We start from the raw sequence: 12,753 nt of genomic DNA, 5'->3' as shown, positions 1-12,753 counted from the left end.
TAATGGGGTATTATAAGACTAACACACAAGAGAAATCTGGGAGTTGATCCTTCCAGATTTTTTGTCTATCACCATGACCGAAAAAAATGCCGGCAGGCTACAAGCAAGGGCTCGAATCAAAAAAAGGGGGACCAGGATATGACAGAAAAAAACAAGCACTTATTCATTGGGTTGATCATCATCTATACGCTTGCCTATCTGTTGACTTTCGCATTGGAATATCATCAACTAATGATACTTCTGAAACCCGGAGCCAGCCTTTTGGCCTGGGTATCGATGCACTATTTCACCACGATGATGAAAGACAATCAGGTTGTCAAAAGGCTGGTTGCCTATGCTTTTATGGCCTGGTTTATCGCCGATGTCATTGCGATGGTGGGAGAACTCATTATTTTTTCAGAAGGTTATAATCTCGTCAGTTTTTACAACCTGGAAGTCGTCCTATATGCCATCAGCCGGATTTTGATATTCATAACCATTGCGGCCTTATATAGTTTTGTGACCCAAAAAACCAGCAAATTTCAGGTAATGGCAGATCTAATGACCTTGATCATCTGCATGGGAATTACCGTCTGGTTGTTTTTTTTCAAGCCAGCCCCCAATCTACAGTGGGGACTGATGATAGCGGGTGATCTGATTGCGATCTTTTCTTTCTTCTATATCGGCCTCAGCCTCTTTGTTCACGGTCTCTTGCTATTAAACTGGCTGTACTTTAAAGAACGGGGGATTACCCTGGGTCATAAGATAGCATTGTCGGGCTTGGCCATTGTGATCCTGACGGATTTGATCAGCGCAATCTATCCCAGTTTGATTTATCAGGGCGATGCTATCGATCTGGCATATAAGATCGGTATTTTGTTGATTGCGATTGGCGGCGTTTACTTTAATCAAAAAGCGGTCACTCAGTTAAAAAACAAGAAAATAAAGAAATCTACAGAAACCTGGAAAAATGGTTTTTATTTCCTTGCCTATCCTTTACTGGCCTGGCATATCATCGGATTCGATATCGACCTGCTGATTTATCTGCTGGTGATTGCTTTTTATATGGTCAGTTGCTTATACACCAGACAGATTGAGGTGACCAAAGCGATGCTGGAGAAGGAAATCACATTCAACAAAGAATTAAAAAACCAGCATTATTTTACTACTCAGTTACTTGATGCCATGCCTGGTGGTATCTTTTATGCTTCCCGGGATGATCAGCTGCTAGGTATGAACAACAAGCTTTCACAGCATTACGGAATGGACACCCAAGTCTATCTCAATCACAGTCTTTTAGAATTTCCTCCGATGACTGAAACTGATTTTCGGGAGTATTCAAGGATGAAGGAAGAAGTACTGTCAACCGGAAAACCCTGTGTTCGGCAGTCCGCATTTCAAAGTGCTAACGGGAAAAGCGGGGTTGCTCTTTACAGTCTCAACGTTTATTATCTGGCAGATGGTTCTGTAGGCGGTTTTCTCGGGGTTTTTACAGATATCAGCGAGCTCAAAGCAAAAGAAAAGGAATTAGAGGTGGCGCTGAAAAATGCCAATGCCGCCACCGAGGCCAAGTCACAATTTTTGGCCAACATGAGTCACGAAATCAGAACACCGATGAACGCGATTCTCGGGATGTCTCACTTGGCGATGCAAACCCAGCTGGATGCCAGGCAGGAAGACTATCTCCGAAAAATTCACGGAGCCGCCACTTCACTATTGGGTATTATTAATGATATCCTGGATTTTTCTAAAATTGAATCCGGTAAGCTGGAAATTGAAACCATCGATTTTGACATTAAAAAGGTTGTCAATGATGCGATTCAGTTGTTTGCTGAAAGTTCAGCCCCCAAAAATCTGGAATTCATAGTCGATCTGCCTCCGACTCTGCCACAATGGTTCCGGGGCGATCCGCTTCGGCTGGGACAAATCCTGACGAACCTGGTGGGGAATGCCGTTAAATTTACCAAGCATGGGGAAATTATCGTCGCCATCGAGCAGGGAATAAGCCGGAATAATCAGATTCAGCTCAAATTTTCAGTAACAGATACAGGAATTGGCATAGTCCAGGAGAATTTAGAACGGCTCTTTGAACCATTTACTCAGAATGATAACTCCACAACTCGCCACTATGGCGGGACGGGATTGGGATTAACCATCAGCCGTAATCTTGTCGAGCTGATGGGCGGCGAGATATGGGCTGAAAGTCAACTGGGGTCTGGCAGCACCTTTAGCTTCAAGGTCTGGCTGGAAAAATCACACAAAACATTAACAACAGCTGATCCCTTTTATGCTCCGCTTGACCAGCCGCAGACACCACTTGCTGGCCTGCGGATTCTGGTCGCTGAGGATAACCCTGTCAATCGTCAGATTGCCGAAGAATTGTTAATCCAGGCTGGTGCCCAGGTGGACACTGTGGAAAACGGGGAAGTCGCTCTAAAGCGGATGATTGAGGCCGCATCAAGAAATCATTATGATCTTATTCTGATGGATTTACAGATGCCGGTAATGGATGGTTATGAAACCACCCGGAAAATCCGGATTATTGATCCGAATATTCCCATTCTGGCGATGACCGCCCGAACGACTGTCGATGAGCGCGAGGAATGCCTCATAAATGGGATGAATGACCATATTTCCAAGCCGATTGCCCCCCGACTTTTGTATCATATGATTCAGCAATATGTAAAACCACAAAGAGTGAATGATCCAGCGGTCAACGCTGTGAATATGACCGATACAGACAAGGAGAAATTGACAGCAATGAAAAGAACAGCAGCAATTAATTTTGCAGCCGAAAAGATCAGTCAAATCGACTGGGAAAAACTGGAGATAAGACTGGGTAGTAATCCTGATATTATCACGACTCTGCTGACCGTATTTGGCGAAACCCACGCAGATATGGCGGTCGAAATGATCCAGGCCGGTGATACCCGTAACGAAGAGTTGCTGAAGCGAAAAGTCCATACGGCCAAGGGCGTTCTTGGTAATATTGACGCGATTGACTTATATCAACAGGTCTGTAAAATCGAAAGCCACTTGCGGGAAGTGGGCCTGGATGAGCAGGTGGTTCAAGGATTAGCGGCCTTCAAGGTTGACTTTGACAACTTCTATGCAGCGATCATCACATTTATTGATGACCAGGCGGTGGAACCGCCAGAACCACAGACTAAAGTCGATCTGGCAAGCTGGCATAAAAAGTTTGTCGAACTGTTGGAGCTGATTCATGAAGGGGATGCCGAAGCACTGGATTGTTTTGAAGAAAACCGGCAGATCTTTAGCAGGATGCTGAAGTCAAATCAATTTACGCAGCTGTCAGACTTGCTGCGTGGCTATGCCTTTGATGAAGCGGCGGGGCTACTTGAGGCCATCCGCAAGGAAAGAGGTGAAGACGTATGACTCAGGAAAAACAAACAGTTCTGGTAGTCGATGATAACCCCGACAATATCACCATGATCAATGGCCTGCTGCGCCAGCTGTATCAGGTCAAGGTAGCCATTAATGGAGCCAAGGCCATTGCGATGATTAAAACGAATCCACCCGATATCATTCTGCTGGATGTGGTGATGCCGGAGATGGACGGCTACGAGGTCTGCCGTGCCCTAAAAAATGATATGGATTTCTGGGATATTCCGATTATTTTTTTAACTGCGCAAAACGATATCCAGGCCGAAAGTAAGGGCTTTGAACTGGGGGCAGCTGATTATATCACCAAACCAGTCAGTCCGCCGATTTTGTTATCCCGGGTGAAAACCCATCTGGATCTGAAAAAAGCCAGTGATTTTTTAAAAAGTCAGAATCAGTATCTGGAAAAAGAGATATCTCGACGAGCGCGGGAAGTCGCCCTGATTCAGGAGGTCTCGATTATGGCCATGGCGGCTCTGGCAGAAACCAGAGATTCGGAAACCGGTCTGCATCTGCAGCGCACCAAACTTTATGTCAGTGAACTCTGTGAAGAACTGGCCCGCCGGGATGGTTACGAAAAGAGCCTGACCCGGGAAATCATCGACACCATTGTGGCTTCCGCACCCCTTCATGATATCGGTAAGGTTGGCATCCCCGATGCGGTTTTGTTAAAACCGGGAAAACTGACAGAAACGGAGTTTGAAATCATGAAAAACCATGCCACCCTCGGTCGGGAAGCGATTCTGAAAGCTGAGCTGATTATGGATCGCCGCGAGACCTATTTAAAATACCCCAAAGAGATTGTCTCCTCCCACCATGAAAAATGGGATGGCAGCGGTTACCCCCAAGGTCTGTCGGGAGAACACATCCCCCTGTCAGCCCGAATTGTGGCCCTGGCCGATGCCTATGATGCAATCACCAGCCAACGGATCTATAAACAGGCCGTCTCCCACGAAGAAGCGGTGGCGATTATAAAAGCAGATGCCGGTCGGCATTTTGATCCGGCGGTGGTGGCAGCTTTTTTACAGGTTCATGAGAAATTTAAAAGTATCGCCCGCAAATACCGGGAGCCTGGAGTTGACCTTCCGCTAGGAGATTAGCTCCCGCAAAATCGCCAGCACCGCCTCCGGTTCTTCAAAAATGGGGCTGTGGGCGGAGTCTTCAAAAAGATAGAAATGCTTCTCCGGGGCCCGGATTTCTTCCAGATAAACCTCTGACAGATGATGGTTGACGGTGTAATCATAGGCACCGGAGAAAAACAGCACAGGAATATCCACCCGGGTGATCAGATCGCTGAGATTGGCCTGCCGGAATTCCTTGTTGAGGACTGAATTTTTAGAAAAAGCTTTGCCCTGCCAAATATGGAATTTTTCCTTCAGCATATATTCCCGGTTCTTCATCACCGCCAGAAAAATACCGCTTATCACCGAGTACATCTTGTGGGTGGTACCAATCCCGGCCTCATGCATCATCTGGTCCCGAATCCGCTCGTAGGCGGTGGTGCCATAGGGGGCTTTTTTTAGTTGCTCGTGGTTTTTTTTATCGTCGCCATAGAAGTCCAGCATCCATTCATAAGCCAGCTCTTCCGACAAGGCCAGGTTGACTGACTGCGCCACCCCGATATAAGCGTGATAGAGCTCCGGCACCCGGGCTGCGGCTTGAATGCCGATATAGGTGCCAAATGAATGCGCCATCAGATAGATCTTATCCTGACGAAAGCGCTGGCGCAGATACTGAGTCACCGCAATGGTATCGGCCACCATTTGCGCGGTGGTCATGGTTTCGGGGGAGATCACGGTGCTGTAAGACAGGCCGGCGCCCCGCTGGTCCCACCACACCACCGTAAACAGTTCTTCCAGGTGGGCAGGATAGCTTTCGTTAAGCCAATACTCTGGCATCCCCGGGCCGCCATGAATAAAGAGCAGCACCGGATTATTGATGTTTTTGCTTTTAATGATCATCCCCAGCTCCACCCCGTTAATCGAGACCCAGGATTTTTCCGATAAACTGCCGGGCAGCACCTGGCCACTGGCATCGGTGAAGGGCATCATTTTGCCGGAAAATAAGACCATCAGCAGGGTGGTGACGATACTGATAAAACCCAATAACAGAATAAAAAATAGCGCCATGATTCGCGGCTCCTTTCGCAATAGATTTTTTCTTGACAGTGATTATTTTTTTCAGACAACCATCTATCCGATCTTCAGGATGGTAAAGATTATATCGAAACAATTTGATGGCGTCAAGCGGGGCGGGAGGGGAGAAATAAGGTTAACGGCATAGAGTCAGCGGTGCTGGTACCGGTATCATAAAAAAACAGTGAGGTTGATTTCGCATTTTCGGGTGCAGAATCAGCCGCAGCTGTGTTTTGCAAATTTCAGCAGGTTGATGGTATAATAAATAAAAGCGGCATCAATGGGGGAAACACAAAATCATGTCTTTTGCAGGTAACGATGCAGGAGCTGGTGGGAACCCATAATCGATGGTCAGGAGAATATCAATGGACCCCTTGCGAAAAAAATACCGTCTGATCCTGGTGGTCATCATTTTAATCCTTGGCGGGCTGAGCAGCCTGGCTTTTTTGCTGATGACCGTAAAGATGGAAACGGTGTATAAAAAAAATATCGAAGCCAGCATCATCGACGTAAAAAAGAACTTTTTAAAAGATAATGTGGACAATCTGATATTAACGATTGAACAGGAACGGCAGACCCAGGAAGCCTTATTTGCCAGACATAATCAGCTGGCTGAAACCGCCTTGGATGGCTATAATAGCTACAATCCGGATGATTTTCTGGAACAGTCAATTCTCTATTTTGAGGACCCAATCCGACAGACTTACTTAACGGTGTTGATTGCCGATCCCGTCACCGGCAGAATCCTTTATTCCGAAAACATCGCTGATCTGGATCAGAGTCTGTCCTATTCAGAAAAAATTGAATGGCTGACGCCGCTGATGACAGCATCAGTGAAAAAGGATTACGGTAATTACCAGGTGTTTTTTGGTGTCCGGCAAAGTCGGGTGGCAGAAATTGTAGAAGAGAATACCCGGGCGCTGATCCATGCCTCCCGGTATGCCAATGACGCTTATTTCTGAGTCAATCAGGTGGTCAATTTTGAAGGTGGGGACAATTATGCGATCCGTCTCATTCATCCCAATTTAAAAGATACCGAAGGGCAGTTGCTGTCCACCAGCATGACCGATATTCAGGGGAACTTTCCCTATCTGGAGGAGCTGGAAGGGGTAAAAGATTCGGGCGAAATTTTTTATACCTATTTCTTCAAGAATTTGAATTCTGATGTGGTTTCAGAAAAGCTGACCTATGCCCGTCTATACCCGGATTATAACTGGATTGTCGCCATGGGAGTGCATCTGGACGATATCAGCACCTATGTTAGCGTCACCACCGCGGAAAGTCGCGAAAATTCGCTGTGGATGCTGATTGGTCTGATAAGCTTTATTCTCAGCCTGATTGTGATTTTATCGATGGTCACCAATCGGATTGAAGCCTGGTATTATCGGAATTCCGAGCAGGAATTAAAGGCGGCAGTCTACAAGGATACCTTGACCCAAACCTACAACCGCCGGGCCGGCAATGAATGTCTGGCAAAGAACTTTAAAAACTTTAAAAACAGTGGCGCAAGCCCGGCCCTGATCATGATCGATATTGATGATTTTAAAAAGGTTAACGATGACTGCGGTCACGATGTTGGCGATAAGGTGTTGATCAAGCTGGCAACGGTTATCAACCAGCATATCCGCAGCAATGACAAACTTTTCCGCTGGGGTGGCGAAGAATTTTTACTGGCTTGTCAGGGGCTCAAAGAGGATGACGTTGAAGCTTTTACCGCAAAACTGCTGGATATCGCTGCATGCTTTAACTATGACTGTTGCGGTCAACCGCGAAAGATCACCGTCTCGATGGGAGTTTCTTACTTTATTCCTGGTGACGGCGATGAAAAAGCAGCCATCAAACGGGCCGATCAGGGACTCTATCAAGCAAAGAAAAGTGGTAAGAACCGCAGTTGCTACATCCAAGTCTAGGTTAGTCGGAACAACCGTATCGCTTGACTCCTAAGGGTGGACTTCGTGAATGGCTGATTTTCGGTGTGAATTGCTATTGAGAATGGTTGATGTCAGGGGTAAACTTGGAATAGAAGCGCATTTTTAAAATACGTCTTAACTATTTCAATTAGCGAGGAGTAAATAATGGGATTTTTTGACAAGTTTAAACAGGGATCGAAAGATATGATTAAAAGCTATGATAAGGTGAAGCTCAATCAAAAACTGAGTTATGAAGAACTCCATGAGATCATGAAAGCAGGAACCTATCCCTGCGGTGAACCCCAGCTGACCGGAAAAGGGATTATGCATTGCATTCAGTTTCCACCGGTAGACAAATATGTTATCCAGGTGGCTTTAAGCGGAACCACCGTGACGATCACCAAAATCTACAATGGCGTCGGCGGCATCCTCAAAGAAACCGTCGGCGATGCGGTGACCGGTGGCTGGTATGACGTCCTCAATGGCGAAAATATTGACCTTAATCAGATGACCCGGATCATCGGTGAAGAGCTGACCCGGCTGTGTGGCGAAAAAGGATTACTAAAAACCGCGTAAGTGGTCAGGGCCTGTGAAAACAGCCAGTAAATAGTGTCGTAACAATCAAGGCAAAGCGCCATCCAGGGTTTTGATATACATGGATGATTGCAGCCGATAAAAACATTAAAATCCCCCTGCTGCCAAAAGAACGGTAGCAGAGGGATTTTTTTAGCGATAAAACCGGATAATCTGAGCGGGACATTTTGCCACGGCATCCTTGATGGCCAGGCCGTCCCCGGGCGACAAAGTCTGGCTGATGACGGTCGCTTTTTTGTCGACCATTTTAAAATGGCTGGGGGAGATTTTAGCGCACAGGCCGCAGCCCACACAATAGTCCGCATTCACAGCAATGGGACCATCCAGAGCGGCAGCTGCTTCATCGTCGGCGGGAAGATCCTCCGGTTTGACAAACCGGGAGGTGATATAACCCATCAGAAAAATCGCCAGGGTGGTCAGAATCCAGCGGACGAGCATGAATTCGGGTCCCAGAAATTTGCTTTCAGTGATCAGCATCGGGATTTTGATCACCGCCCAGGTGGACAGGATGATGACGATGTTGGCAATACTGGCGCCCTTGTTCAATAACATTTTACAGACCGGAAAGGCGGCGTAAATGGGACCGGCTGAAAAACTGCCCAGTAAAAAAGCGAACAGCGAACCCTTAAGACCCGAGTTTTTACCAAAGGCATTTTCGATGGTTTCTTTGGGCACCCAGGCCGATATCAGCGAGGTTAACAGCAGTATCACCGGCATGATCATCAGCATTTCCTTGACATAATACCAGGTGTTACCCAGGGATGGTAGAAATTTGTCTGGAGCAAAAATGCCGACGGCCACATAAGCCAGGATCACGATCATCAGAAAGCGGTTGTTTTTGAGTTGGCTTTTTAAAAATGTCATAGGATCACCCCCATCGCCAGCGCTATCACCAGGGCAAAACCAAAGCTCAGGGAATTGCGGATCAGCGTGAATTTCAGACCGAATTCTCGTTTCTCAAGCGGAAAGGTCACCACCCCCACCATCGTCAGCGTGGTTAGAAAAGCGACAATCGGAACAATGCTGGCGCCGGCATCCACCAGCGAGGCCACCAGTGGAAAGGCGACAAAGGCGGGGATCAGGGTGATGCTTCCCAGCAGTGCAAACAGCACCGTCGTAACAACCTCGTTGCCCTGACCGATGGTGGCTTTAATCGTTTCCGGCGGCACAAAGGTGAGGATCAGACCAATCAACAACAAGATGCCGAGGATATCCCCAGCGATCCCTTTCATCATTCCCCCGGACATTTTTATGGCCTTCAGGGTTTTGCCCTTGTCTTTTTTCAGTGAAAACCCCAGCCATACCAGGGTAATCACCCAGAAAATCAGTGTAAAAATATCCATCTGTTAACCTCCAAGTTGATTATGCGAATCTCAGCTTCAAAATTCGAATTTTCTTATAGTATACTGTAGATCAGCGGAATAAAAAGTTACCACGGTCACACATCAGGAGGTTATTTTAGAATCATCGGGATTTTATGACAATTTTATCCAGCCACAGCCTTTTTTCAGATTTTTCAGACGAAGCCAGAATCAGATTTTCAGAGCTCCTTTTAACCCAAAAAAGAACTAGAACCGATTCCGCCATTTAACCTGCGAAACCGGTCTAGTCCACAATCTCAGTAGTCATCCGTTTGGACTCCTTCTTCTGATTTTATCAAAAACCTTCTTTTTCACTTTTCAGTTTTACATTACACACTTATAAGGGGATATCCGGCTGTTAAAAAGATTTCACTTTTTAATAGTTAGAAGATCTGACTTGTTGCAGATTGTTTTCCCGGCCTGTCAATCAATTATTTCATCATGGTCAAATTTTCACCTTCAACCTCGGGTCGGTACATTGATTTGTTTGCCAGCGTCGTAATGGTTATTGAGTTGTTGACACTAGGATTCTTATCACTCGTTACTGAAAATGATTGAGTTGATCTTTGATATGATCTTATTATATCACCATTTATCAGGAAGTAAATAGACAAACTGTAAACGTTTGTATAATAATCGTATACGCTTATATACAATTATTATTGAGTCCTACATTTTTTGAGACAGCTGCTGACCGAGCGGGGCTAAGCCCGTCCGGCTTCGGCTAATCAGAAACTTCTTCTTGTATCTGAACTTGATTTTTCTGTCCGCCGCCGTTGTTTTTGCCCCCCGAACCCTGATTGTTGGTTTGGGTATTCCAGATGCCCAGGACCATCGACCCGAAAATCCCGCCGATAAATACCGTCAGCAGTACAATCGCCACGATGGTGGGGGAAACCCGGCGCCGTCCTTGGTTGCTATCAAAACGGCCAGCCTGAACCACCAGGGTTTCAGTTTTGGGACAATTCCGGGCTGAGGTGCATTCATAACAGCTGATACAGCTGAGACTGGTGTCAGTTTTTTCGGAGCACCAGTTTCATGGTAATCGATCCAGAAAATCCTCAACCACGGCATTAAAAACAACGGGATTATCGACATTGGCATTATGGCCGGCCGCCGGGATGATTTTCAGGGGATAGCCGGTTTTAGCCGCCCAGGCCCAGTTGTACTGGGGGACCTTGCCAGTTTTGTCATATTCACCCAGGGTCAGCAGGACCGGAAAATCAAACGCCGTATCCCGGTTTTCCCGGAGAAAGCTGGCATAGGCGATCCCCATGATCCGGCAGAGTTCCGCCTGGCCATAGGGCGCCAGCATCGTCATCATGTTATCAAAGCCCCGTTTGGTATGGGTGGCCCCTTTGGCAATCGCCGTCACCAGTTTGTCGTGGGGGTAACAGCGGGACATCCACTCCACCTGCCGGACCCAGAAGCGGTCCGAACGAGAATAGTAGGAAGGACCAAACGGCGAGGTGTCCACCCCGACAAAAGCCAGCACCTTATCCGGAAAATCCAAAGCATACTGCTGACAGGCATAGCCCCCCAGCGACTGGCCGATCAGCACGGCCGCGGGAATATTTTCCTGAATCAGGATGGCATCCAGATCGGCGGCGGCATGGTGAAACGAAAAATCGGTATAGGGACGGGAAGCCCCGTGAAGCGGCAGATCCCAGCTGATGACGGTGTAATGCTTTCTAAAATAAGCAACCTGATGATCAAACATCCGATGATTGGCAGTAAGCCCGTGGGTAAAGACCAGACAAATTGCCTGGGGATCCCGATGCCGGGCGATCCAGTAGTAAACGGTGCCTCGGGGAGAGGTGATTTTTTTTTCCAGCACGACGATGACCTTCTTTCGCAGATTAGCCCATTCCCAGTGGAGTAGGTCTTTTTTTAAGTGTACCGATAAAAAAAGAGTTCGTCAATGGCATAATTGTAAAGGTTGGCGGAAAGAGTGTTTTAATAGCGGATCCAATCAATCAGCAACTGCTGGGTTTGGGGTGCGGGCCTTTTGGCGAGCCAGTCAGGAAACCAGGCATTGACCATCAGATACATCGGGTTGTGCGGAATCCCCTCGCTAAAGCGGGTCAGCAGGATATCATCGACATAAAAATCGATGGTGTCCGGCTGGTAATCAATCCGGTAGTGGTGAAAATCGGCGGTCGGGTCAAAACTCAGATTTTTGGTCAGCGATTGGGTCAGAGCACCGTTGGCGTAGCTGGTAAACATGATTTTGCCATCCGGTTGATTATAGATTTCAATGTCGATTTCCTGAGCATAATCCGGGGCGGCATAGAGAAAAAAGCCGGTGATGCTCGAGGGTGCATTGGGCAGTTTCATCGAAATCTCATAGCTGCCATAGCCCTGTAAAGCCGTGGTGGAAACTTCGCCGCTGGCCATGGTTCCGGCCGGGATGGTGATCATCAGCTGGCCATCGTTAACCGCCACGTTTTCCGGTTTAAACTGGGTCTGGCCAAGGCGATGACTGGAAGTTTTAAAGACCGCGGGATCCAGACTACCAGTAAATTTGGGCACAATCCGGATCTGGATCGCTTCCAGTCGTTTGGACTCACCGGCGGTGCCGGCAATGGCCCCGTCTTTTTTCCAGCCCTGTGACCAGCCGTAATCCTGAATATGCACCCGGTATTCAACGGCATAATCGGTTACCGGCGCTCCATTGGCATCCGTGAGTTGCAGCTGAATCGCTTCCAGCCGCTGGCTTTTACCCTGAGAACCGGCAAAGTCGCCATCTTTTTTCCAGCTGAGTGGCTCATCGGTGGCCGCCTGCCAGCCTTCATTTTGAATATGGACATTGTAGCGGATGTTGTAATCCGCGGTGGCTGCGATAGCCCCGGTCAATTGCACTGTCAGCCCTTCAATCCGTTTGCCTTCACCGGTGGTGCCCAACAGGCCGCCATCGGTGATGACGCCGTTATCCGTCGGTAGATCCCCATAATCCTGAACATGGCCGCGATAACCTACGCCCAGGGCCGTGGGAGTAGCAGCCAGGGCGTGAATGGGATCGGGTAAGACTAACCAAAACAGCAGTACACTGAGCAGCCCGGCAACAGACATTATTTTCATGAGAAACCTCCTTGTCATCGTTCATTAGCGATAATCATTCTTTATTGGGATTTTATCAAAAGAGTCTTAATTAAAGGGCCATCATTGCCGATTTTTAGCTCTTGTCAGAGATATTTACCAGTCGCCGGCAGCGGGCCGGAAAACGGTCGTCATTTAGTATCAAAAGTGAAAATAGAGAAAAAGCGTGGCGGAAAAAGTACAATTTGCAATAGCCATTTTTTGTTAAAAGGCGTATAATTATAAGCGGATGCAAAAATAAATGCATATGATAAAACTACCAGATAAAAGCTG

At 47.3% G+C, this 12,753-nt stretch carries 11 protein-coding genes; 5 read left to right on the top strand and 6 right to left on the bottom strand.

Annotation, left to right across the window (positions count from 1 at the left end):
• Positions 1 to 138: 138 nt before the first annotated feature.
• On the top strand, positions 139 to 3,375 hold the full coding sequence (locus tag ABGU93_RS15500; protein WP_347414300.1) for an ATP-binding protein: 3,237 nt from the start codon (positions 139 to 141) through the stop codon (positions 3,373 to 3,375).
• The gene (locus ABGU93_RS15495) at positions 3,372 to 4,481 is read left to right on the top strand and encodes a two-component system response regulator (RefSeq protein ID WP_347414299.1); all 1,110 of its coding nucleotides are present in this window, start codon (positions 3,372 to 3,374) and stop codon (positions 4,479 to 4,481) included. The genes ABGU93_RS15500 and ABGU93_RS15495 overlap by 4 nt, the downstream gene beginning before the upstream one ends.
• Here the strand turns inward: ABGU93_RS15495 and ABGU93_RS15490 are convergent.
• Entirely contained in the window at positions 4,470 to 5,510 is a 1,041-nt protein-coding gene (locus ABGU93_RS15490) for an alpha/beta hydrolase (RefSeq protein WP_347414298.1), read from the bottom strand. The two genes, ABGU93_RS15495 and ABGU93_RS15490, sit on opposite strands and share 12 nt — an antisense overlap.
• A 371-nt stretch (positions 5,511 to 5,881) precedes the next feature.
• Between ABGU93_RS15490 and ABGU93_RS15485 the strand changes: the two genes are divergently transcribed.
• The 3 genes from ABGU93_RS15485 (at position 5,882) to ABGU93_RS15475 (ending at position 8,002) form a co-directional block, all read left to right on the top strand.
• Complete coding sequence (locus ABGU93_RS15485) at positions 5,882 to 6,478, top strand: hypothetical protein (RefSeq protein ID WP_347414297.1); 597 nt, start codon at positions 5,882 to 5,884, stop codon at positions 6,476 to 6,478.
• A gap of 9 nt (positions 6,479 to 6,487) precedes the next feature.
• Positions 6,488 to 7,426, top strand: coding sequence for a diguanylate cyclase (locus ABGU93_RS15480; RefSeq protein WP_347414296.1), 939 nt, complete (start codon positions 6,488 to 6,490; stop codon positions 7,424 to 7,426).
• A gap of 165 nt (positions 7,427 to 7,591) precedes the next feature.
• Positions 7,592 to 8,002: a hypothetical protein gene (locus ABGU93_RS15475; protein WP_250935559.1), complete on the top strand. Its 411-nt coding sequence runs from the start codon at positions 7,592 to 7,594 to the stop codon at positions 8,000 to 8,002.
• A gap of 150 nt (positions 8,003 to 8,152) precedes the next feature.
• On the opposite strand, the gene ABGU93_RS15470 is transcribed toward ABGU93_RS15475, so the two are convergent.
• The 5 genes from ABGU93_RS15470 to ABGU93_RS15450 form a co-directional block, all read right to left on the bottom strand.
• On the bottom strand, positions 8,153 to 8,884 hold the full coding sequence (locus tag ABGU93_RS15470; RefSeq protein WP_347414295.1) for a permease: 732 nt from the start codon (positions 8,882 to 8,884) through the stop codon (positions 8,153 to 8,155).
• Positions 8,881 to 9,363: a permease gene (locus tag ABGU93_RS15465; RefSeq protein WP_347414294.1), complete on the bottom strand. Its 483-nt coding sequence runs from the start codon at positions 9,361 to 9,363 to the stop codon at positions 8,881 to 8,883. The genes ABGU93_RS15470 and ABGU93_RS15465 overlap by 4 nt, the downstream gene beginning before the upstream one ends.
• Before the next feature lie 742 nt (positions 9,364 to 10,105).
• A complete protein-coding gene (locus ABGU93_RS15460; protein WP_347414293.1) occupies positions 10,106 to 10,324 on the bottom strand; it encodes a hypothetical protein in 219 nt (72 codons plus the stop codon).
• 93 nt (positions 10,325 to 10,417) lie between these two features.
• Positions 10,418 to 11,218: an alpha/beta hydrolase gene (locus tag ABGU93_RS15455; protein ID WP_347414292.1), complete on the bottom strand. Its 801-nt coding sequence runs from the start codon at positions 11,216 to 11,218 to the stop codon at positions 10,418 to 10,420.
• A gap of 119 nt (positions 11,219 to 11,337) precedes the next feature.
• On the bottom strand, positions 11,338 to 12,462 hold the full coding sequence (locus ABGU93_RS15450) for a family 16 glycosylhydrolase (protein WP_347414291.1): 1,125 nt from the start codon (positions 12,460 to 12,462) through the stop codon (positions 11,338 to 11,340).
• Positions 12,463 to 12,753 lie beyond the last annotated feature (291 nt).

It is taken from the genome of Acetobacterium sp. (assembly GCF_039830195.1).
In the GTDB taxonomy this organism is placed as follows: Bacteria; Bacillota; Clostridia; order Eubacteriales; family Eubacteriaceae; genus Acetobacterium.
Note: the sequence above shows the minus strand (reverse complement) of the source record. Positions and strands in the feature narration are given on the sequence as shown.